16 protein-coding genes are annotated in these 23,496 nt (G+C 52.2%); 13 read left to right on the forward strand and 3 right to left on the reverse strand.

Annotated features, from left to right (window positions below):
* Window positions 1-18 precede the first annotated feature (18 nt).
* The gene (locus ACKC9G_RS11335) at window positions 19-5,790 is read left to right on the forward strand and encodes an immunoglobulin-like domain-containing protein (RefSeq protein ID WP_411405375.1); all 5,772 of its coding nucleotides are present in this window, start codon (window positions 19-21) and stop codon (window positions 5,788-5,790) included.
* 219 nt (window positions 5,791-6,009) lie between these two features.
* On the opposite strand, the gene ACKC9G_RS11340 is transcribed toward ACKC9G_RS11335, so the two are convergent.
* Together ACKC9G_RS11340 and ACKC9G_RS11345 are read right to left on the reverse strand one after the other, a co-directional pair.
* Window positions 6,010-6,372, reverse strand: coding sequence for an HPF/RaiA family ribosome-associated protein (locus ACKC9G_RS11340; protein WP_411405377.1), 363 nt, complete (start codon window positions 6,370-6,372; stop codon window positions 6,010-6,012).
* A 426-nt stretch (window positions 6,373-6,798) separates the two neighbouring features.
* The gene (locus tag ACKC9G_RS11345; RefSeq protein WP_411405379.1) at window positions 6,799-7,011 is read right to left on the reverse strand and encodes a hypothetical protein; all 213 of its coding nucleotides are present in this window, start codon (window positions 7,009-7,011) and stop codon (window positions 6,799-6,801) included.
* 508 nt (window positions 7,012-7,519) lie between these two features.
* Here ACKC9G_RS11345 and ACKC9G_RS11350 point away from each other — a divergent pair.
* From ACKC9G_RS11350 to ACKC9G_RS11370, 5 genes are all read left to right on the forward strand, one after another.
* Window positions 7,520-9,289, forward strand: a complete 1,770-nt coding sequence (locus ACKC9G_RS11350) for a YcaO-like family protein (RefSeq protein WP_411405381.1) — start codon at window positions 7,520-7,522, stop codon at window positions 9,287-9,289.
* A 51-nt stretch (window positions 9,290-9,340) separates the two neighbouring features.
* Window positions 9,341-11,389: a DNA topoisomerase 3 gene (locus tag ACKC9G_RS11355; protein WP_411405383.1), complete on the forward strand. Its 2,049-nt coding sequence runs from the start codon at window positions 9,341-9,343 to the stop codon at window positions 11,387-11,389.
* Between the two features lie 179 nt (window positions 11,390-11,568).
* Window positions 11,569-12,963, forward strand: a complete 1,395-nt coding sequence (locus ACKC9G_RS11360) for a Wadjet anti-phage system protein JetA family protein (protein WP_411405385.1) — start codon at window positions 11,569-11,571, stop codon at window positions 12,961-12,963.
* A complete protein-coding gene (locus ACKC9G_RS11365; RefSeq protein ID WP_411405387.1) occupies window positions 12,963-13,715 on the forward strand; it encodes a DUF4194 domain-containing protein in 753 nt (250 codons plus the stop codon). Before ACKC9G_RS11360 ends, ACKC9G_RS11365 begins: the two co-directional genes overlap by 1 nt.
* The gene (locus tag ACKC9G_RS11370; RefSeq protein WP_411405389.1) at window positions 13,702-17,115 is read left to right on the forward strand and encodes an SbcC/MukB-like Walker B domain-containing protein; all 3,414 of its coding nucleotides are present in this window, start codon (window positions 13,702-13,704) and stop codon (window positions 17,113-17,115) included. Before ACKC9G_RS11365 ends, ACKC9G_RS11370 begins: the two co-directional genes overlap by 14 nt.
* On the opposite strand, the gene ACKC9G_RS11375 is transcribed toward ACKC9G_RS11370, so the two are convergent.
* A complete protein-coding gene (locus ACKC9G_RS11375; RefSeq protein WP_411405391.1) occupies window positions 17,066-17,797 on the reverse strand; it encodes a hypothetical protein in 732 nt (243 codons plus the stop codon). The two genes, ACKC9G_RS11370 and ACKC9G_RS11375, sit on opposite strands and share 50 nt — an antisense overlap.
* Before the next feature lie 232 nt (window positions 17,798-18,029).
* Between ACKC9G_RS11375 and ACKC9G_RS11380 the strand changes: the two genes are divergently transcribed.
* From ACKC9G_RS11380 to ruvA, 7 genes are all read left to right on the forward strand, one after another.
* The gene (locus ACKC9G_RS11380) at window positions 18,030-18,455 is read left to right on the forward strand and encodes an HIT domain-containing protein (RefSeq protein WP_411405393.1); all 426 of its coding nucleotides are present in this window, start codon (window positions 18,030-18,032) and stop codon (window positions 18,453-18,455) included.
* Between the two features lie 112 nt (window positions 18,456-18,567).
* Window positions 18,568-18,819 carry an FmdB family zinc ribbon protein gene (locus tag ACKC9G_RS11385; RefSeq protein WP_411405395.1) on the forward strand — a complete coding sequence of 84 codons (252 nt, stop codon included), beginning with the start codon at window positions 18,568-18,570 and terminating at the stop codon, window positions 18,817-18,819.
* Between the two features lie 27 nt (window positions 18,820-18,846).
* Window positions 18,847-20,619 carry an aspartate--tRNA ligase gene (gene aspS, locus ACKC9G_RS11390; protein WP_411405397.1) on the forward strand — a complete coding sequence of 591 codons (1,773 nt, stop codon included), beginning with the start codon at window positions 18,847-18,849 and terminating at the stop codon, window positions 20,617-20,619.
* A 125-nt stretch (window positions 20,620-20,744) separates the two neighbouring features.
* Window positions 20,745-21,479 (forward strand): YebC/PmpR family DNA-binding transcriptional regulator, encoded by a 735-nt coding sequence (locus ACKC9G_RS11395; protein ID WP_411405399.1) that lies wholly within the window; start codon window positions 20,745-20,747, stop codon window positions 21,477-21,479.
* Between the two features lie 132 nt (window positions 21,480-21,611).
* Window positions 21,612-22,145, forward strand: coding sequence for a crossover junction endodeoxyribonuclease RuvC (gene ruvC / locus ACKC9G_RS11400; protein ID WP_411405401.1), 534 nt, complete (start codon window positions 21,612-21,614; stop codon window positions 22,143-22,145).
* A complete protein-coding gene (locus tag ACKC9G_RS11405; protein WP_411405403.1) occupies window positions 22,142-22,771 on the forward strand; it encodes a trimeric intracellular cation channel family protein in 630 nt (209 codons plus the stop codon). Before ruvC ends, ACKC9G_RS11405 begins: the two co-directional genes overlap by 4 nt.
* 33 nt (window positions 22,772-22,804) lie before the next feature.
* Window positions 22,805-23,443 (forward strand): Holliday junction branch migration protein RuvA, encoded by a 639-nt coding sequence (ruvA, locus tag ACKC9G_RS11410; RefSeq protein WP_411405405.1) that lies wholly within the window; start codon window positions 22,805-22,807, stop codon window positions 23,441-23,443.
* Window positions 23,444-23,496 lie beyond the last annotated feature (53 nt).

Genomic DNA, 23,496 nt, shown 5'->3' on the forward strand with positions numbered 1-23,496 from the left:
CCCGCCGGCAGCACCAGCGTGGACTTCGATCTCTCCACCATCGATGACAACCTGGCCGAAGGCAGCGAAGACCTGACGATTACTCTGGGCTCGATTACTGGTGGTGGTTTTGAACAGATTGGCGCCGGCTCTGACAATGCTGTAACGACTAATATCGTCGATGAGACGGTTCCGACTAACCCAGCGCACGTCAATATCTATGGTCCTGGCGAACTGGATACGCTGCATGTCACCAACATGGGCCATTCCAACGCGGGCTATAACAACACCTTCGGTTACTTCGTGATGGATGACGACGGTAATCCCGTATCCGGCGAAGTGCTGTTCTCCAGTGTTCGTCAGGAAGTTGGCGTCACTAAGGACATTGAAGGTGTTGATGCTGACAAAGTCGGTTACTTCATCATCTCCAACGGTGCTGCGCTGAACTCAAGCCTGGCCGATGGCGCCGAGCTGACCTTTACGAAAAACAGTGATGGAACCTGGACTGCCTACGCTGATGGTGTTGCGCTCTCCGGACAGGTGCTGTTCTCTGAATCTTCTCTGAATGCAAACGGTCAGTCCTACGTTAAGGACAGCAGCGCCACGGGCAACTCCAACTGGGAAGACACTCCAGGGGGCGGTGATAACGACTTTAATGACGTTAACATGCAGATCGACCGTTCGACCTACCAGGCAGACTCTATTCCTGAGGGCCGAAGTGGCACCTTCACTGTGACGCTGGATCAGACGCCAACGGAAGATGTGACTGTTGAGCTGGTTTACTCCGGCGTTGCTGAAGACGGTACTGACTTCACCGCGACTCATACGGTGACGATTGCTGCCGGACAGCAAACGGCGACGTTTGATCTTTATGCCATCGATGACAATCTGGTAGAGGGTGATGAAATCGTCACTGTCTCTATCGGTACGATCTCAGGTGGTGGCTTCGAAGCGGTGGAAGCGGGGGCGAATAACTCTGCGACAGCAACCATCGTCGATAATGATGCAGCTGTGGTTTCCATCTCTGGACCTGATGAAATCACAGAAGGAGACAGTGGTGTCTATACCATTTCTCTGACCAATCCGGTGGCCAACGATGTGGTCGTGCAGCTGGTGTATACCGGTACTGCGACTGATGGCACGGATTACACGTCCGTGGCCAGTGTCACCATTGCCGCTGGCAGTACCAGTGTCGATTTCGATATCGCAACGATCGATGACAACATCGCCGAAAATTGCGAGAACTTCACGGTGACGCTGGGCAACATTAGTGCTGGCTCCATCACTGCGATTTCTGCAGGCGCTGATGACAGCGTGACCACCAAGATTCTGGATGAGTCGGTTCCGACAGATCCGGATGACCAGACTGCGCTTGTCAGCATCGCCGGACCTGACCAGATCACTGAAGGTGAAAGCGGTACCTTCACTGTGTCTCTTAGCCAGACCCCAACCACCGACGTCACTGTGCAGCTGACCTACAGCGGTACAGCAACGGATGGTTCTGACTACACGGCCGTGACTTCTGTCGTTATCGCTGCGGGTACTACCAGTGTTGATTTCAACCTGGCCACCATCGATGACAATTACGCGGAAGGCTCCGAAAATGTAGTCATCTCTGTTGGTAACATCAGCGGCGGTGGCTTCGAGGATGTTCGTGCTGGTGCAGAGGGTTCTGTCACCACTGCGATTGTCGATGAAACCACGCCGGTGACTCCTGATGACCAGACCGCACTGGTTAATATCTACGGTCCTGGTGAGTCGGAAGGTATTACTGTCACCAATATGGGTGATGTGACTGCGGCCTTCAGTAACACCTTTGGCTACTACGTGATGTCCGATGACGGCACGCCACAGACGGGTGAGATCCTGTTCGCCAACGTTAAGGCGGATATTGGTGTGACCAAAGAGATCACCGGTGTTGATGCTGACAAAGTTGGCTACTTCATCATCCCCAACGGCTTTAACCTGAATGCCAGCCTGAGTGCTGATGCCGAGCTGACTTTCAGTAAGGACAGCGATGGTAACTGGGTCGCCTTTGCAGGCGGTGTGGCATTGTCTGGCGCCGTGCTCTTCTCTAATTCTGACCTGAATGCCGCTGGCGTGAACTACGTCATGGATGCGCTTGCCGAGCTGGGTAACTCCAACTGGGAAGATCTGATTGGTGGTGGAGACTTCGACTTTAACGACGTCAACATGGAGATCGATCGCTTCACTTATGATGCATCGCAAATTCGTGAAGGCGATACCGGTACCTTTACCGTAACTCTGGATCAGGTGCCCACCGAAGATGTCACCGTGCAGCTGACCTACAGCGGCGTTGCTATCGATGGCACTGACTTCACTTCCACTCATACCGTGACCATCGCTGCTGGACAGCAGACAGCGACCTTCGATCTCTATGCGATCGATGACAATCTGGTCGAAGGCGACGAGATTGTTAACGTCTCTATCACCAGTGTGACGGGTGGTGGCTTTGAAGATATTCGTGCGGGTGATCATGACACCGCTACGGCCACCATTATTGATGATGACATCAGTGTTATCTCTGTGACGGCGGTCCAGGCACGTGCTGTCGAGGAAGACGGTTCAGGTACACAGCAAAATGCGGTGTTCGCCATCTCCATGAGTAATCCAAGTGCGTATGACACCACCATGGTGGTGAGCGTTGCTCCACGCGGAACGACAGCGGGTATTGATGGCAATGATGCTTCCAGCATCACCGTCATGGTCGATGGCAAGTCGACGACGTTGACCTGGGATGCCTCTGCCAATGCTTATACTGGCAACGTTACATTCCCTGCAGGCGTCACCTCCGCAGAGCTGACACTGGTTGCGGCTGATGATGGCAACTACGAAGGTCTTGAGAAGTTCACTGTATCGGTCACTGATGCGGCCACTAACGGTATGGATCTGAACGATGCCAGCGCTAAAGGCACCATCGTTGACAGCTTCAAGCTGGATACACTGGGTACGATCAGCCTGTCTGAGGAAGGACTGCATACTGGTAATGCCGATAACACCGGCTCTCCGGATACCACCAATGCGACCGAGGCCTCTGGCCAGTTGACCATGAATGGTGGCGATGCTCTGACCAGTGACATTACCTTGTCACTCAGTGCCCCAACAACGGCCTATACCTCCAATGGTGTGCCTGTCACCTGGTATGTCTCCAGTGATGGCCACACTCTGGTGGGTAAAGCCGGCAGTGAAACCATTGCGACTGTCACGCTTAATAATGATGGTCAGTATCATGTTGAGCTTAAAGGTGCACTGGATCATGCGGATACCACCACTGAAGATGCTCTGGCACTGAATATCGGTGTCACCGCAACATCAACGACTGGTGTTGTGTCTCAGGGCTCCATTGCTCTATCGGTGGAGGATGACTCTCCTGTGGCAGTGGATCAGTCCGCCATGGCGTACTCTACGCCTGCAAATATCAACATCACGCTGGCAATTGATATCTCTGGCTCGATGAACTCCAACGACGTCGATGGCTACAACTCGCGTCTGGATGCTGCGCAGCAGGTCATTAGCAAGCTGATTGATCAGTACGGTGAGGAAGCCGGCAACGTCCGCATCTCTATCGTGGCCTTTGCCTCTGATAGTCAGATTGATGGCGATGCCTGGGTGGATCTTGTAACCGCCAAATCCATCATTGCTCAACTGCAGGCGAATGGTGGTACGGACTATGACTCCGCAGTAGCCTCTATTGAAGCGCTCTATACCGGTGCTAACGCCGACAAGATGCTGACGGATGCGCAGAACGTGCTGTACTTCATCTCCGATGGTGAACCCAACGAAGATAACAACACCGGCACGCTGGGGCTGATTGGTCAGGAAGTATCTGACTGGCAGAACTTCCTGATCCAGAACAGCATCACTGCTTACGCGCTGGGTGTGTCCAACAGCTACATGGATAGCATTGCCTTTGATGGCGTTACAGCCAGCAACATGCTGTCCGTGGGTTTGGGTTCAATCGGTGACCTGCTGAACTTTGTGGTTAGCACCATCACTGTCAAAGAAGGTACTGGCAACCTGGCAGAAGGCGGGTTCGGTGCGGATGGTGGTAACGTCTTGTCATTGACGATGGACGGCGTGACCTACACCTACGATGCCGATACCAAGACGATCTCCACCAGTGATGGTAGTACGGCTGACTTTGATGATTCCTGCAGTGAGCTGAGCATCGAAGGTCAGTACGGCACGCTGACTGTGAATATGGAAACAGGTAGCTACGACTACACGCCAACGCCCGGTCTGGCCGAAGGGAAGTACAGCGAGTCTGTCTCCTTCACGCTGACGGATAACGATGGTGATACCTCATCAGCGAACCTGAACCTCGGCGTCACAGTCGCCAAAGGTGGGCTGACGGTTGATGCCAACGTCGATGCCAATATCACAGGCTCTCTGGGCTCGGATGTTATCGTCGGTGATACCGGCGGTGTGACTACCACCACCAGTGGTTATGCGAACTACAACATCTCCCTGATTCTTGATGTATCAGGCAGCATGAAAGGTGATCGCCTGACTAACATGAAGACTGCCGTGAACTCTCTGCTGAGCCAGCTGGCAAACTATGAAGGTGCGGTAAACATCCAGATCACCGCCTTTGCTGGTGTTGCTCATCAGGTACTGCAGATTGATGGCTTTGATACGACAGATCTGGCGGCAGCCCAGGCTGCGGTAACGGCTCTGGTCACTGGCAACACAACGAACTATGAAGCGGCCTTTACCGTCTCTAACAACTGGTTTGCTTCGCAGACAGCAGAGGGTTACACCGCCTCCGCTGACTACAGTAATACCGCGTTCTTCCTGACGGATGGCGAGCCTAAGGCCTACACCAACACGACTGGTGGTGTAAGCTACAACGATTACGAGGCTTACCTGGAAGGACATCAGGCGTATAACAACCTGGTATCCAGCGGTGTTACCGTGAATGCGGTGGGCATGGGCATCGCCTCCGGATCAACGGCGGGCGCAGTGCTGACTCAGTTTGATAGTGATGGTACGCCGGATTATGTGGCGGACTCTCATGATGCAACGGATCTGACTGCAGTTCTTCAGGGAGCATTGACCGTCACGATCGCTAAGGATATGGGCTCTGACACCATCAGCGGTGGTGATGGTGATGACATTATCTTCGGTGACAGTGTGAACTCAGATCATCTGAGCTGGACTGGTCATGCGGCCGGTACTCACGATGGCATGGGCTATGATGGTCTGGTGGATTATCTGACTGAACTCAAGGGCGGTACAGCACCGACTGATGATGAGCTCAGAAACTACATCATGAACAATGCTGATAGCCTGAATGATGATAGTCAGACCAATGGCGGAAATGACATTCTTTCCGGTGGTGATGGTAACGACATCATTTACGGACAGGGTGGTGATGACACTCTGATCGGTGGTAAAGGTGATGACATTCTGCATGGCGGCCAGGGTAGCGATACCTTCGTTTGGCAGCAGGGTGATCAGGGAACAGTAGGCAATGCATCTGTGGATGTTGTTGCTGACTTTAACCTCACCGCTTCTGCTACCGCTGAGAACCACGATGTTCTGGATCTGTCTGACTTGCTGCCGGATACCCAAGGTCAGGATCTGACTCAGTATCTGCACTTCGAGAAGTCCGATACCGATACGGTGGTTTACGTCAGTACAGAAGGTAAGTTCACTACTTCTGATCACTCTGATGCAGATCAGGTCATTACGCTGAAGAATGTGGACATCAGCTCTGCCGGTAGCTCGGATGCCGAGATCATCAGCCATATGCTGAATAACCAGCAGTTGGTGGTCGATCACACCTGATCGATTCGCTGACCTAAAAAACCGCCATCTCGTATGGCGGTTTTTTTTATGCCCTGAAAAAGAATGGAAGACAAAGGGGGTAAAAGAATTTGGTTCTAAGTGTCTGGATGGGTACAGACGAGGGTAAGCTCACAAATGAAAAAGCCCCGCTTATTAGGCGAGGCTTTCAGAATCAATGATCGCAGATTGTAATGTCAGCGATGTAATAAGTGTGATGACTTAGTTAATTGCGACTGCCGAAATAGCGGGGGTCATGTCCGGTACGGGGACGCGTTTCATGCCACAGGCGCGTTTGGGTTCAACCAGACGGCGTTTTTTCTCGGCTTGCTTACGTACTTTCTCTCCCAGATGGTCGATGGCCTGATAAAGATTTTCGCCGCTTGCTTTGGCGAAGTAACGACCTTGGTCAGATTGCAGCTTGGCCTCAATGCAGGTCATTCGACCATCCTGAGTCAGGGTCACGTGGAGATCGAGAATATGATCTTCCAAGCCAGTATGCTGAATCAGTTTTTGCATGAGACGTTCACGCACGGCGGTGGAGAGTTTGGCATCGTTAAGATTGCTAATGCGGACTTGCATCATGTGCCTCCTGTACGCTTGAACAAGGATCTGAAACTCAGATCATCCTGAAAGTTTTAACTAAGTGGTAACTCCTTTGTGATGTGTTTGTAGCTTTAGAAAAGCATAAGCCGATGAGACTGGCAAGTAAGTAAATGCGTGAGATCTGCTAAGAAAGGTAACAGCTTGATTCTGAACAATATCTATAAAAAAGATGGCTGTTACGCCTGAGGAAGATTGGGGAGAGGCAGGAAAAAGCAGTAAAGAACAGGCAAAAAATAAGGGTAGGTGCTTCCTACCCTCCAAACCTGTGAAGACACTCGCTACCGGTGTATGCCATCAGGCAGCAAGATGGGCAGCATTCTACCACTACCCTCAAGCCTGTTTCAAATATCAAACGTATGATTATTATTTAAAGCGTTTTAAGGATTGTCTGTCTCGTCGATCAGATTAATCAAAGAGTCGACGCAAGGTCCGGTGGCTTGGGAAGGTATCTACATCGCGCCAGTCATGCTTTAGCTGCCCAGCTTCGCAGATCCGGTAATGGCTGGGTTGGCGACTTCCCTTGGGATAACAGCCGTGAACTTCATACTGTTGGTAACCCAAGGCGAGAACCGCGATTTTTTTCAGCTTGGAGGAGGAATCGGAGGTGTTAGTCGACATGGTAGGCCACTCCTTTTTGTCATTGTTAGTGATGGCATTGCCCTAAGGTGCTTACTGGCGAATAAGCAAGCTAACGCCCAACGCAGCTAAACCGTAGGAAACGACAATCTGCTAACACCGAAGCGCACCCTGTCAGTGATCTTCATCACTCCCCACAACAGAGCATTCTGGTATTGAGCCTGATTCCAGGACAGTGCCTAAAAATGCCGGAATCGCAACAGCGTGAGTCACAGCAATTTTTGACGAATTATGCCTCTTGAGGGCGGATTTAAACCCACGCAAGAGGCGTAACAAAAAAGCCCGCCTGACATGGCCTTTGAATTATGGAATGGAGCCTGACAGAGTAACGTGACACCGGTATGAAACTTCGAAGTCATTGTGCCGATCTGAACATGGCTAAAACATACTGATCTCACACAAAAGTACTGCTTTTGTCTGCTTCTTGGTCATAGGCGCACTGATTCGACTGGGGTAGTATGGTTTGGCGTGCTGACAAGAGTTTTGACTTATGGTGGTTACATCACAACTGGCTGCGATGACTGATCTGGAAGAGGTCAGAAAGTTCATGGAAACGGTGCTTGCTGAGCGCGGTTTCAGTCTTGTTGTCTCTGGATGGAACCATCCGATTGCGAATGTGTGGTCAGTACGCGTCGGTATTAGTGAATGCCCTCAGCTGGTGGCGAACGGCAAAGGTATTAGCCAGACAGCAGCTTTGGTTTCTGCCATGGGGGAGATGCTGGAGCGTTTGAGCTGTAATTATTTCTTCAATGGCCTGTATTTATCTGCATCGGCCTGTGATGAAGAGTTTGTCTACAACCCGCATGAGAAATGGTTTCCTTTCGAGGACGGCGCCTGGCCCAGCGGTTTGCTGGATGAGGCCATGCTGGCCCATTACAACCTCAGCCATCATATGACTCCGGAAGAGCTGGTGGACAATGGTAGCGGTAATCGAAAACGCGGCCTTTGTGCCTTGCCTTTTACGCGCCAGCGACAGCAACAGCGAGTCTGGATCCCCGTTAATATCATCAGCAATCTCTATGTCGGCAATGGGATGGCGGTGGGTAACGATCGGGATGCTGCCCGTGTACAGGCATTATCAGAGATTTTTGAGCGCCACATCAAAACCACCATCATCACGGATGGGATTAGCCTGCCACCGGTGCCGAAGCCTGTGCTGGCTCGCTATCCACATATTCTGGAAATGAAATCCGAACTGGAAAGCAAAGGCTGGATCGTCGAGGTTAAAGATGCTTCGCTGAATGGCCGTTTTCCGCTGATTAACGTTAACCTTCTGCATCCGGTGACGGGCGGGTGCTTCTCTTGTTTTGGCGCACACCCTCGTTTCCAGACAGCACTTGAGCGGGCTTTTACTGAGCAGCTACAGGGCCGGACTCTGGAGAGTCTTAATAATCTTCCAGAGCCGACTTTTGACCTTAATCGTGTGGCAGAGCAAGCCAACCTGGATGCGCATTTTAGTCGTTTTACCGGCTGCGTCAGCTGGGATCTGTTCAGTGAGAAGCATGACTACCACTTTGTTGACTGGGATATTCCGGGAAGCTCCACGCTGCAATTTGAGCATCTGTGTGATTTGATCCATCGCGTTGATATGGACATTTACATCGCTGACTACGATTTCATGGGAGTGCCTGCCTGCCGGATTATCGTGCCTGGCATGAGTGAAGTTCATCCGGTATCGCGCCTGATGCAACGTAATGACAATCGGGGCTATGTTCTTCGGCCGGCGCTACTCAGCCTGCCTGATCTTAGTGCCAGTGAAAGGCGTGAGTTACTCGATCAGCTTGAGGATCTGGAATTATCTCCTGGTTCACTAATGGCCGGGGTGATAGGGGTTCTTGCTGATACCGATTCATCCTGGGATCAGCTTTCTTATGCCGAGTTGCGTCTACTGATCAACCTTAGTTTGGGCGAGCGTGAGCAGCTGGAGGATGATCTTAAAGTGATCCTGAGTTTGCCGCTGCCGACGAGTCGCATTCGCCGCTATCGCTGCCTGAATATTCTTTGGCAACTTGATCGTGATTTGCATCGTTCTCTGGAGTCCTACCGCGGAATTCTGATACGAGTATTTGGTCAGGCGCTGGTGGATCAATGCATTGCGATGCTCGAAGGTCAGGCAGAATTCCCCGGATTCTTTACCGCCGGCTCTCATCTGGAAGGGTTTGAGCGGCACCAGCAAGTATTGCAGCTCCGATCCAAAGTGCAGAAAGCGAAAGAGCGATTCTGCAAGCCTTTGACAGCGTTGCCCGCGAACGACGCTTGAGTCATTCTTTGAATCTAAGTACTGTATATCCATCCAATAAAAGAGGTGGGTATGCGCCTGTACTTATGTGAAAAACCCTCCCTGGGCCGGGAAGTGGCTAAAGCACTCGGTGGTGGAAAAACGGGTGATGGTCTGATCGAAGGAAACGGTTGGGTTGTCAGCTGGCTTTTTGGTCACATGTACGAGCTTGCTTCCCCGGAAAACTATTTCAGTGAATGGAAACACTGGAAATTGGATACGCTTCCCATGCTGCCCACCGATTGGCAGCGTCAGCCCCGAAAAGGTGTCAGTAAACAGCTGACAGTGATTCGACGCTGCCTCAAACAGGCGTGTGAGGTCGTCAATGCTGGCGATACCGGGCGAGAGGGGGAGCTGCTTATTCGTGAGTTGTTGGAGGAAATGAACTGGCGTGGCCCTTTATTTCGTCTCTGGCATCACAGCCTGGAGTTACCCGTTCTAAAGAAAGCGCTGGCGAACCTGAGGCCCGGTAGCGATTTTGACCCCTTGCTTGCCGCTGCCAAAGCAAGGCAGTTTTCCGACTGGCTTGTCGGTATGAACTTCTCACGTGCCTATACCGTCATGGCCAGAAAAACAGCGCCAAGCACGGGCAGTGGCAAAGGCTCGCTCGTCAGTGTTGGGCGTGTGCAGTCGCCTACACTGGCGCTGGTCGTTACCCGTGATCGCCTGATCGAGTCTTTTACTAAGGTTGAACACTACTCACTTGAGGCCGAGTTTCTGATTAAGGGAGTCCGTTACTGGGGACAATGGCAGGCTCCGGAAGCGCTGCTGGATGAGCAGGGGCATCTGTTGGATGTCAGGCTAACAGAGGCGCCACGTGCCGCTATTGTTGGTCAGTCTGCCATCCTTAAGCAAAGTGACTCACCCGTCAAAAGAACGCCACCGCCGTTACCTTTTTCTCTCTCCAAATTGCAGGCGCTGGCCTCCAAGCGTTTTGGGTTTTCTGCGAAGTCGACGCTGGATGCACTGCAGTCTCTCTATGAAAAGCACAAGCTACTCACTTACCCAAGAACGGACTGTGAATACTTGAGTTCAGCCCAGCTTGCGGATGTCCCGCGGCAAATGCAGGCGATTTCGGGCATTTCTGACTTTTCAGAGCATTGGTCGATGGTGAATGCGTCACTGAAACCTCGCGCCTATAACGACAGTAAAGTTGGCGAACACACAGCGATTGTTCCCACCGGTGTTCGCCCTTCACTGGAAAAACTCAGCAATATGGAGCTCACACTTTATTTGGCATGTGCAGCGCGCTGGCTAATGCAGTTCTGTCCGGCACTGGAAGTTCGGCGCTGGGAGCTGGTCACCGAGGTGGCAGGCCACTCCTTTTTGTCCAAGGGGAGACAGGTTGAGCAGATGGGGTGGCGAGCGCTTGAAAAACCTGCGCTGTCTGATGACTGGATACCCGGCTGGCAGCAGCTTCAGGCCGGAGATCAGGGAAGTTGCACACAGGCCGAGGTTCGCAGCCACGAAACAGAACCACCTGACTATTACACCGATGGCACCCTTATCGCGGCAATGACGCAAATCGCCAAGCAAGTGGATGATCCTGAATTACGCGAGCGCCTGAAAGAAGCGAAAGGTATTGGAGAGGAAAGTTCGCGCGCCTCCATTATTGAACTGCTCATTGATCGTGGTTACCTCTATCGTCAGGGGAAACAGCTGCGTAGCAGTGACTTTGGTCGCCAGATCGTGGACTGGTTATTACCAGCATTGACCAGCCCTATCCTGACTGCGCGGTGGGAACGTGGCCTCTCAATGGTGGAGGAGGGCGCATTGCCACTGGATGAGTTTTTGCAGCACCAGGGGCGCTGGATCTCCCGATTGATCAGCCAGATTCAGCAGCAGCCAGTGCCGGTATTGAGCCAATCCACCAAGCCCGCTTATGGTGCTAAAGGGAAAAAGGCGTCCTGGCGAAAAGGCGCTAGTCGAAAGAAAGCGGGGAGTGATGTGGCAGGTGCGTCAGAGCCGTCAAAACCACGCTCACCACGGCGCACTGGCAAGGCCTCTTCCGATGAAAACAGCGCGCCCAGACGGCGTCGAAGCTCTCGTGCCACCGCTGGCGCCTATGAGGTATCTGGCTGAATTCTAAGGCGATTTCATCGGAGCTGTCGTCTGCCTCAAGACGTAGCCAATTGCCCCTGAATCCGTTATCGTTAGCCGTTTAGCTGACCTGGTCTTCAGGCGGTAAATCGCCAGGATGCACATTCATCCCTCTGTCGCGTGCGGGAGCGAGAATGACTCCCCCAAACTGAGAGCCTGCAATGCTGTTCAATCACCTGCCGGATGAACTCTTTGCTCCCCTTTCCGGGAGCAACAAAGCCATATACCAGACCGTGTTGCTGGAGTTGGCTGATGTCTTTTTTGACGAGGATTCGGTTGATCCCTTTATTCCGCGTGATCTGGTGCGCTCCAGTATTGAAGAGGCCATCGTGCGCCATGGTTTTCGCCACTGGGTGCCGGAGCAGGAAGGCGAGGGCGACAGTGTTCGTTCCGTGCCGGAAACCGCCGGGCGCATCTATCGTCGCCTGATTCAAACCGGCTGGCTGGAAGAAGAGACCAAGCTTTACCGCACCTTTGTACTAATGGCTCCGGCGGTGAGTTTCACTCTGAGAGCTCTGGTGAGCGTTGCTCGTCAGGCCAAACGCAGTTACGGCGGTACCATTCTCAATGTGCTGAGTTCCGTCGAATTTGCCATTAATGATCCTGAGCATCGTGGATTGGCGCTTCAGGAGGCAGCGGCCACCGCCGCTCAATTCAGTGCGCATTTGACCGATATGCTGCTTGGGCTTCGTGAACTTCGTCGCAGTATTGCCGCGACCAACGATCCCAAACGTATTCTGAAGGGTTTCTTTGAGGAGTTTGTTGAGCGCATTCTGGTTGCCGACTATAAGACCCTGAAGACCCAGAACAACCCTTTCCGCTTCCGCCGTCAGATTTTGGCACAACTGCGTGATTTGCAGTTTGATCCTCCCAAACTGGCCGCGCTTGCTCGCCACTATCAGGAGCAGCTCGGCCTGAGTTATGTCGAGTCCCAGAATCTGGTTCACAAGCATATTACCCGTGTGATCCGTATTTTTGACTCGGTGGATGAACGGCTATCGATCATTGATGATTTCCGCTTCCGTCTGGAAAAACGTGTAGCCGATACCGTGCGCTACATGGATAAAACCACACCGGGACTGTCAGCTTATCTGCAGCGCCTGATTACGGCGGTCAGTGAGCATGACGAAGAAACGATTCCCGCTATCGGGACGCTTAATCAGCCGGCCTTTATCTCGCCCCGCTCGGTTCGGGTTCCGCCGCGCCGTCGTCCTGTACCGCCTCCCCGGGTTATTCGCCAGCAAGCGATTGACCCCGAAGTTCTGGCTCTGCGCGAACGTTTCAAATCCTTTAAAGCGCGTCGAGAAGTGTCCGCAGAAAAAGTAGGTGCTTATCTTGAAACGCAGCTGGCCAGCAAGGCACGGATAGATGCCAAGGACTTTGCGATAGACAGTATTGAGGATTACGTCTGCTTTAGTTATGTCCGTCACATGATGTCCATGGGTAAACAGGGCAAGCAGCTAAGTCAGCTTTATCGAATTCAGTTCAAGGAAACCTACACCTGCGTTGGCGGGATGGTAGAGTGCCGCGACTTTGTTATTGAAAGGATCAATTGATGCTGGGTGATCTCGTCAAAGCGGCCCGCAAGGCCGAAAACCATGAAGCCGATGACTTCATCCTGGCGGCAAAACAACTGATTGCGAATCAGTTTCTCTATGCCGAGAAAACCAGCCAGCGCAGCCACTATTTTCTGGTGACAGAGCATCTGGAGTATTTCCGCAACCTGTTCGAGGCTATTGGCTGGAATCTGGTGTATCAGGCGGATGAGGCGTTTGTCGGTATTCTGCCTGGTGAAGATGAGCGTACATTGCGCCTTAAACTCGATGAGTCACTCTTCTTGCTGGTGATGCGTCAACTGTATGAAGAGAAACTGGAAAGCTTTGAGGTCGAGTCAGGCAGGGCTTATGTGGATCTCGATAAACTGTTGCAAAGCTTTGAGCACCTGACCAGCAAAGAATTGCCCAACGAAACGCGAATGAAGGACATTCTCGCGCTGTTTGCCCGCCACGGCATTATTGAGCGGGGTAAGCCTCACGAGACTGACCCGAAAAACTTCACCTTAGTGATCCAGCCTGTGATTCGACAGGTAGTGGTTGAGGATTATCTTGGTCAGCTGGAGCAGTTGATCAGTGATGAGGATGGCGTTTCTAAAACGGTTAAAACTGATGAGGCTTCCGCTTCTGATGACGCTGAGAGTGATTCTGACGAAGACAATACCACCAAGGTTAAGGCCGAAGCTGTTGCTCAGTCCGCTACCAGCGATGAGCTCAGTGACGACGAAAACGGGGAAGACGATGAAACAGCTTAATCGCATTGTTCTGGTTAACTGGTACATGCTGGGCGCCGTTGAAATCCCGGTGCGTGGTAATGTTGCAATCGTTGGACCTAACGGCTCGGGGAAGTCCTCCATTCTGGATGCTGTGCAAACGGTGCTGATGGGTGGTAATAAACAGTGGCTCAGCTTTAACGCCAGTGCCGGTGAACGCAGTGAACGTAGCCTGCGCACCTACTGCCTGGGTTATCTGGATGAAACTGACGCTTCAGGTCGTAAGCATCATCGTGAAGATGCCATCACTTATCTGGCGCTGAGCTTCAAGGATCAGCAGACCGGTGAAGAGACCGCGATGGGTATGGCTCTGACTACCTCGCTGTCGAATCCCGACGAAGACATTCTGGGGCGTTTTATTCTGCCGAACTTCTCCATTTGCCTGGATGACTTTACGGTTCGTCAGGACGGCGGGCGCATTCCGCGCAGCTGGGATGAAGTGCGCGAGTCATTGCGTAATCGCTGTGAAGGCATGGTTATTGAGAAGCGTGCTCGTCATTTCCTCAAGCAGGTTATGGTGCATCTGAGCCATGATCCTAACTTCCCGAATGATGAAGACAAGTTTGTTAAGAACTTCAAAAACGCCATCAAGTTTTCTCCTATTGATAGCCCAACGCGTTTCATCCGGGAATACGTTCTTGATCAGAACATCGTTCACGTCGGCGCTTTCCGTAAGTCGCTGGAAGAGTATCGGGCGATGGAAGCGAAAACCCGTGAGGTGGCCAAGCGCCTGGAAGAGCTGGACAAGATTCAGGATCAGGATGCCGCTTGCACACGTCATGCTAAAAATGGTGGCGAGTATGAGTGGGTGGTGCATGAGGCTCGCTTTGAGCAGGCTGATCTGAAAAAAGAAGAAACGGCTGAGAAGCTTGATCTTTTGCGTGAGCAGGAAGGCGAAATGCAGGCAGGCCTTGAGGCAATGTCTGCGGCGGTTGAAAAGGTGATGGAGCAGGTGGCTGAGCACCGTGCCAGCCTCAACAACACCGACAGCATTCATAAGATTCGTGCGCTGGAGTCCAATCTAGAAAGTCGCCAGCACGCGATGAATTCGGTGAAAGCCAAGCTGACCAGCCAATATGACGTACTGCGTGCAACGGTCGCCTTTGCCAAATATGAAACACTGCTGCCTGCTAACTTTCTGGAAACCGTGAAAACAGCTGTTGGCTTGTGGCGGGAAGGTGAAGGTCTGGCTGCCGCTGAGTGGCCGCAGCATCCGGTGGAAGTCGATAAAGTTATCGGCGCTCTGCGTAAGCAGGTGGATGGTGTGCGTCAACAAGTCGCGGCGCAAGCGCAGGAAACCGTGATTCAGCTGAATCGCATGAAGCAGGACTTGCAGGAGTCTCGTGATGCGATTGATCAGATGAAGCAGGGCAAGGCGCCTCTGAAACGTAACACTCAGGAGCTGATCGCCTTGCTTGCCGAGTATGGGATTGACTCCACTCCGCTGTGTGAGCTGGTCGATGTGACGGATGAGAAATGGCGTCTGGCTATTGAAAGCTTCCTGGGTGGCCGCCGTGAGGCGCTGATGGTGGATGCCGACAAGGTGCAGGACGCGGTAACGCTTTATCGTCGTAAAGGTCGCCACCTCAAGAACTGTCGAATTGTGAATACCCGCCAGACCAGTAAGTGGCTGTCCCGTGGTGATGACCGCTCGCTATTGCAGTTTGTCAGCTGTCGCAGTGATGATGCTCAGGCATATATCAACCGGGCTTTGGGCGGTGTGATTGCAGTAGAAACCGAAGCCGAGCTGCTTAAGCAGGAGCGTGCGATTACCCCGGACTGCATGTTGCAAAGCGAAGGTTCTACAACCTCGATTCGTGAAGAAAGCCCAATGCTGGGTGGCGGTCAGCGAGAAAGCCGACTGGATAATCAGGGTAAGGCGTTCGAGACCATGGTCACGGAATACCAGACCCTTGAGCAATCGCATCAGCAGTTGGAAGGCCTGCGCGAATCCATCATCAAGCTGGCAACGCGCCTGACTGCCGATAACGAGACTGCTTTTGCACTGTGTAATGAGCGCCTGCAGCTTGAGTCTGATATGGACGGCTTACGTACCAGTATCGAAGAGTTGCGTAACCTTGAGGATGGCCCGGCACGTCAGCGTCTGGAAGAGGCGATTAAGGAGCAGCAGGCCCGTCAGGCCGATCAGCGCAAGGCGATGGACAAGCTTCAATCGCTGAAAACCGAGTGTATCAAACTCGAAGCGGGCCTGGAGGTACTGGAAAACGAATTGCAGGAACATGGTCAAGCGCGCCAGCGCTGTGCTGAACGTGAAGGTTTTGATGCGCAGTCTGCGCAGGAAAAACGCGATTATCTGGATGAAAGCTGTGTCGGAGAATTGGAGCGAATCATTTTTGAATCTGCCCGTAAGGCCCAGTCTGAACTGCAGTCTTCTGAGCGTAAGCGTAACGGCATTCGTGATCTGGTTGCAGAATACAAAGCACGCTATCACGCGAATACCATCACTGCGGATCAGGTTTCTCATCTGAACGGCGAGGCAAGTCATGAAGAGCTGATGGCCTTTGTGGGTCAGCAGAGCACCTTGCTGCGTGAGTCTGAACTGGCGACTTATCAGAAACAGGCGGAACGAGCCCGCCAGGAAGCGGAGACTGCATTCCGTTCGGACTTTGTGGCTCACCTGAATGATCAGATCGACAAGATCAAAGGCCTGATAAAAGAGATTAACCAGCATCTGAAGCAGCGTCCTTTCCACCGGGAAATGTATGCCTTCTCCATGCAGCCTAATCCTGAGCTAAAAGATGTGCTTGAACTGGTCGAGACCTTCTCGCGACAGGATCAGGCCAATGTTGGCTCATTGTTCGACAGTGCTATTGATGAGGACTCACCGCACAAGCTGGCACTGGAGAAGATTCATCAGGTGCTACAGGATGAAGGTGAGGCGCATCTTCTGCAGGATTACCGCAACTTCTATAACTTCGAACTGAATGTTATGGATCTGGAAGGTAATCACAAAACCACTCTGACTCAGCGTATTAAGACGGGTTCAGGTGGTGAGCACCAGGTGCCATTCTATGTGGCCATTGCTGCGGCACTGGCGGCGACGTACCGCCTTCGCGAAGGCCATGAAGGTCAGGTTGTGGGCGGCTTCAGCCTTAGTTTGTTCGATGAGGCCTTTAACAAGCTTGACTCTGCCAATACCCAGACTTCCCTTGGCTTTATGACTGACCTGGGGCTGCAGGCCATGATTGCTGCGCCGGATGACAAGTATTCACTGATGTCTTCAACCATGGACACCATTATCAACGTCTGTCGTGATGGTAATGTGGTTGATCTGGATGTGGAGTTTCCGACGGAGGCAGGAAAGGCGTTGCTTAATTCAGATAGTCCCTATCGCCTTGAGCAGGCAGCCGCTGTTGGCTGAGGCTGATTTCCGGTGCTGTCTTTTTATGAGGCAGCGCCGGAGCGGTCAGTCTGACCGGCAAGCGCGGTGCCGTTTCCGCAAAAGGCTGGCCATCACGACTGATCAGTAACTTGTCTTCATGGCCGCGAACGCGATACCGGCTGGGGCTTTCCAGAATATTAAGCAGCAGCGCCATGCCATCGAGCTTTTTCTGCTGCTGGCCAGTATGCAAATAGTGGTACTGACGGTTTGCCAGTAGTGATAGCAGACTGCCGAGGGTCCATTTCTCAGGCCAATGGCCAAGCGGAGAGAGCTCAGTCAGGAGGCTGGGTGAGAGAATCTCTCGCTCCCGGGCAAAATACTTGCGAATGCTGAAGATCTCGCCACTTTCATTATCCTGGAAATCCAGAACGCTTTTGCTGAAGTCGAGTTGGCCAAGCAGGTACATCATGTAGCTCAGGCTATAACGGCAGTGAGCAATAAAGTGCTGGATAGGGCGGGAGCTGTTTTTGGCGCCAATGCTGTATTTCACTGCCTGGCGGCCATTACGGATGCCTTGATCAAGGCAGGTAATGCGCAGATGGTTGGCTTGAAGATCTACCAGCGTCTCGGGTTCTGTGATGAAACAATAACGCTGCTCACGCTGAATAAAGCTCTGCCAATGCTCGGCTTTCTCCAGTTTAGGCAGGATTCGTATCATCATCCGGGTTGTCCCTCGGGTCCGTGGTTTTCCTGATATGGCAACTCTGCTAGGGTGCCAGACAGCTTAGCAGGTTTGGATGCAAGTACCATGCTTGAATCGACATTAACTCAGGATGTCGGCCATTCTGCATCAGACTTAAGCACGATGCCTTAAATAGCGGGTGTCTGAGCGAGTGCTTGCTTCTCTTAAATACCTATAGGAAAGCCTAACTAACGTTGTTGCAGGGAGTTGAATGATGTCGGAAGCGGGTTTTAGCTTGCATCCACAACTGGCGAAAGACACTTTCGTGGTGGGGGATTTGCCTTTGAGTCGGGTGTTGCTGATGAATAATCGCCACTATCCCTGGCTGATTCTTGTGCCTCGCCGGGCTGATCTTCGTGAAATACATGAGCTTGATGCTGCGGATCAGCAGTTATGGCTGAAGGAGCATAATCTCGTCAGTAATGAAGTGATGCGGATGTTTCCGACCGAGAAACTGAACTTTGCCGCTATCGGCAATATGGTGCCTCAATTGCACCTGCACTATGTCTCAAGAAATGCGGCTGATGTGCAATGGCCTAAACCTGTTTGGGGTGGCCCTGCTGAAGCGTATGAGCAAGAAGAAGCAGAAGCACGAATTGCGTTGGTGCAAGTGGCACTTGGCTTGTCCGGCAAGTAGGCAGAGAAGCCAAAACAGGTATAATGTCGCCCCTTAGCAGCTTTATTGGGTCGACAGGCCTGTGGTGAGCCAGGTGGTTATCGCCGGCTCGGTATTGTGAGATACATGCCTTATGCCAATTTATGAGTATCAATGTGGTGGCTGTGGCCATGAACTGGAAGCTCTGCAGAAGATGAGCGATGATCCCCTCACGGATTGTCCAGCGTGCCAGACACCTCAGTTGGTCAAGATGATTTCAGCAGCTGGTTTCCGCCTCGCGGGTACCGGCTGGTATGAAACCGATTTCAAAACTGGTAAGAAAAAGAATCTTGCCGACAAGGGCAACTCGGGCGCTGCCTCATCCAGCGGTGCGGGTTCAACCTGAGTTAAGAGGAATTAATAGGAAGCAACTATGCGCAGCCATTATTGCGGCGATCTTCGTGCTACACACATAGATCAAGAAATCACCCTGTGCGGATGGGTTCATCGCCGTCGCGACCACGGGGGAGTCATCTTCCTCGATCTTCGCGATCGTGAAGGCATTGCTCAGGTCGTATTCGATCCTGATCGCGCAGAAAGCTTCGCTCGTGCTGACAGTGTTCGTAGCGAGTATGTTGTTAAGGTCACCGGCCGTGTTCGCGCGCGTCCGGCGGGCACTGAAAACGCCGATATGGGCACTGGTCAGATTGAAGTTCTGGGTTACGAACTGGAGATCCTGAACAAGGCCGATACGCCTCCTTTCATGCTGGATGACTATCAGCAGATCGGCGAAGACATTCGTCTGAAGCATCGTTATATCGATCTTCGTCGTCCCGAAATGGCGAATAAACTGCGTCTGCGATCGCGTATCTCTCATTTGATTCGCAACTATTTGGAAGAGCATGGCTTTCTGGATATCGAAACACCTATCCTGACTCGTGCAACGCCTGAAGGCGCACGTGACTACCTGGTGCCTAGTCGTACTCACGAAGGCAACTTCTTTGCTCTGCCTCAGTCTCCTCAGCTGTTCAAGCAGCTGCTAATGGTATCTGGCTTTGATCGCTACTATCAGATTGCTCGTTGCTTCCGTGACGAGGACCTGCGAGCTGATCGTCAGCCAGAGTTCACTCAGATTGATATCGAGACCTCCTTCCTGAGCGAAGAAGACATCATGGCCATTACTGAGGGCATGATTCGTAACCTGTTCAAGGATCTCAAGGGGATCGAGTTTGGTGAATTCCCACGTATGCCCTTCAGCGAGGCGATGAGCCGTTTTGGTTCTGACAAGCCTGACCTGCGTATCCCGCTGGAGCTGGTTGATGTGGCTGATCTGGTGGCTGGTGTTGAGTTCAAAGTCTTCTCTGGCCCGGCTAATGACCCGAAAGGTCGTGTTGCAGCGCTGAAAGTGCCTAACGGTAATGAACTGTCCCGTAAGCAGATTGATGATTACACCAAGTTTGTCGGCATTTACGGTGCCAAAGGTCTGGCCTACATCAAGGTCAACGATATCAGCAATCGTGAAACCGGTTTGCAGTCACCTATCGTTAAGCATCTGGGTGAAGATAATGCGTTCAAAATTGTTGAGCGTGTTGGTGCGCAGAATGGTGACCTGATTTTCTTCGGTGCCGACAAGGCGAAAATCGTTAACGAAGCCTTGGGCGCGCTGCGTATCAAGCTGGGTGAGGATATGAATCTTTACACCGCTGAATGGGCGCCAATGTGGGTTGTTGACTTCCCCATGTTTGAGGAAGAAGACGATGGCAGCCTGCACGCTGTTCACCATCCCTTCACTTCACCAAGCTGCTCCGTTGAAGAGTTGCGCGCCAATCCGGCGCAGGCACTATCTCGCGCGTATGACATGGTGCTTAACGGTGTCGAGTTGGGCGGTGGTTCTATTCGTATTCACCGCCAGGATATGCAGGCGACGATTTTTGATCTGCTGAATATCTCTCCGGAAGAGCAGGAAGAGAAATTTGGCTTCCTGCTGGATGCGCTGCGTTACGGTGCTCCTCCCCACGGTGGTCTGGCATTCGGCCTTGACCGTCTGGTGATGCTGATGACTGGTGCGAAGTCGATCCGTGAAGTGATTGCCTTCCCGAAAACCCAGAGCGCTGCCTGTCTGCTGACCGATGCGCCTGGAGAAGTCAGTGCCAAGCAGCTGCGTGAGCTGAATATTCGGGTGCGTACTAAGGCATCCGAAGCCTGATTGCAGGCCGAGTAAGACAAGAGGGCCTTTATGGCCCTCTTTTTGTTAGTTTCTGAGAAAGTTAGTCCCTGAGGAAACACTGACTGGCTTAAAGCTGATGTCAGTGGTGAAAGAGGAGAGAAGGCATGGCAGGCCATAGTAAATGGGCGAATATCAAACACCGAAAAGCCGCTCAGGATGCCAAGAAAGGTAAGGTCTTTACCAAGCTAATCCGTGAGCTGACTGTTGCCGCTCGTAACGGCAGTGCCGATCCATCGGAAAATCCGCGTTTGCGAACCGCTATCGACAAGGCACTGGGCGCTAATATGAAGCGTGACACTGTCGACAAGGCCATTGCCCGTGGTGCTGGAGGCGGTAATGATGAGCAGTTGGATGAGCTGGTGTACGAGGGCTATGGTCCGAATGGCGTTGCTATTCTCATTGAGTGCATGACGGATAATGTGAATCGTACCGTTGCCAATGTACGAGCTGCGTTTACGAAAGCGGGCGGTAATCTTGGTACCAATGGTTCTGTGGCCTATCTTTTTGAGTCTAGGGGGGTAATGACGTTTGAGGGGGCTGAGGAAGAGGTGCTGTTTGAAGCGGCTATCGACGCTGGGGCTCAGGATGTGGTTGCCCATGATGATGGCGTTATTGAAGTCGTAACTGCGCCAGAAGATTTTCATGCTGTGATGGATGCTCTGGCCTCACAAGGCTACCGGTCAAGTCATGCTGAGCTGGATCGTGTCGCTTCGACAGAGGTTGAGCTTGATGAGGAGTCAGGTGCAAAAATTGTTCGCTTGATTGATGTGCTGGAAGATCTGGATGATGCTCAGAACGTTTATCACAATGCGATAATCCCTGAGAGCTGCTACAGCTAGAGTTTAAGGTTGAGCCGTAAATGATGACCCACTGATGTGGGTCTTTTTCTATTCGGCCGGGTGCTTTGATTGTTGTATGGATATACAGTAATCTTGCGGCCATAAAGCAAAGTAAGTGTTAGGTAGTAAAGCATGACAGTCATTATGGGAATCGATCCTGGTTCCCGGATTACCGGATACGGTGTGATTTCCGTCGAACGCAACCGGCTGACCTATGTTGCCAGTGGCTGTATTCGTATTTCAGGTGATGAGTTGCCCGCACGTTTACTGCAAATTCAGAATGCCATCGAAGAGCTTGTCACCTGGCACAAACCGGATGAGTCTGCGATTGAACGCGTTTTCGTTGCTAAAAATGCGGACTCGGCCTTGAAACTGGGGCAGGCGCGGGGAGTGGCTATTGTTAGCCTGGCGCAGCATGGCTTGTCTGTGGCGGAGTATGCTGCACGTGAAGTCAAACTGGCTGTTGTGGGCAAAGGTTCAGCGGCCAAGCAGCAGGTGCAACACATGGTGATGGCGTTATTGAAACTACCGGGTTTGCCACAGGCTGATGCTGCCGATGCGTTGGCTATTGCTATTTGTCACGCCCACAAACGCTCAGTCGTTACATCAACCAACGTGACGCTGGAAGAACGTATTCAACGGCAGTTGGGAGCAAAAGCGCAGTGAATAGCCTGACGTTGATTCACTGGCTGGATATCTTCGGTACTCTGGTATTTGCCAGTGCTGGGGCGCTGCGTGGTATGGACAAGCGTCTGGATATTTTCGGGGTGCTTGTCTTCTCCGTCGTGACGGCAGTTGGTGGTGGAACCCTCCGGGACTTATTGTTGGGGCTGCCCGTCGGCTGGATTCGAGACCCTTCATATCTGGCGCTCGCTCTCAGTGCCGGAACATTGACCTTTTATCTTGCGCGCTGGTGCCGTATTCCTGATACCGCACTGGCGCTTGCCGACGCCATTGGTCTGGCGGTTTTTACCATCATTGGTGCGGAAATGGCGAACGCGATGAATGCCCCGGCACTGATCAGTATAGTAATGGCCGTAATGACGGCCTGCCTCGGCGGTATTATCAGGGATGTGATGGCAGGAGAGGTTCCGCTGATTTTTCACCGTGAGCTTTATGCCACGCCTTGTATTCTGGGGGCTGCCTTCTACACCTTTTTAGTCAGTCTTGAAGGCCCAAAACTTTTATTTACCTGGGCATCCATGGGATTGATTCTGGTGCTCAGGATTGCTGCCATTTATTGGCAGTTACGTCTTCCTGCCTGGCTCAGAAGCCCGGATACCTCGCGCTGAACTCAGACTCAGAGATATAGGATAAGTAGTGAAATGATTGGTCGTCTTGAAGGGATGTTGCTGGAAAAGTCTCCGCCCGCGCTATTGTTGGATGTCGCCGGTGTTGGTTATGAGATTGAAGCCAGCATGCAGACTCATTTCCGTTTGCCTGAACGTGGTAAAAAGGTGGTTCTATATACCCATCAGGTGATTCGAGAGGATGCTCACTTATTGTTTGGCTTCTCAGAAAAGCAGGAACGCGATGTGTTCCGAATCCTGATCAAGGCGAACGGTGTAGGCCCGAAGCTGGCTCTTTCAATTCTGTCCTCTCTGGAAGTAAAAGAACTGGTTCGCAGCGTGCATGACGGTGATATCAATCGCCTTGTCAAAGTGCCTGGTGTTGGAAAGAAAACGGCAGAGCGCTTGCTGGTCGAATTGCGTGACCGTTTGGAAACCTGGAATTTAAATGTTGATGCCGCTGACTTCAGTCTGGATGGTGGCGTGTTGAGTGCGTCGGCTTCATCTCCCGCACAGGATGTGCGTTTGGAAGCAGAGCAGGCGCTGATTGCCTTGGGGTATAAGCCTGCAGATGCCAGCAAGGTGCTCATTCAGGCAGAAAAGACGCTGGAAGGGCAAGCGTTGACTGTAGAGTCACTGCTTAAAGTGGCATTGAAGTCGATGGCGGCTCGTTAGCCATCCTTTTACATTCATACATTTAGCGACTTCTCTATTCATGAATAAACACA

It is taken from the genome of Pokkaliibacter sp. CJK22405, from assembly GCF_046614695.1.
Lineage (GTDB): Bacteria > Pseudomonadota > Gammaproteobacteria > Pseudomonadales > Balneatricaceae > Pokkaliibacter.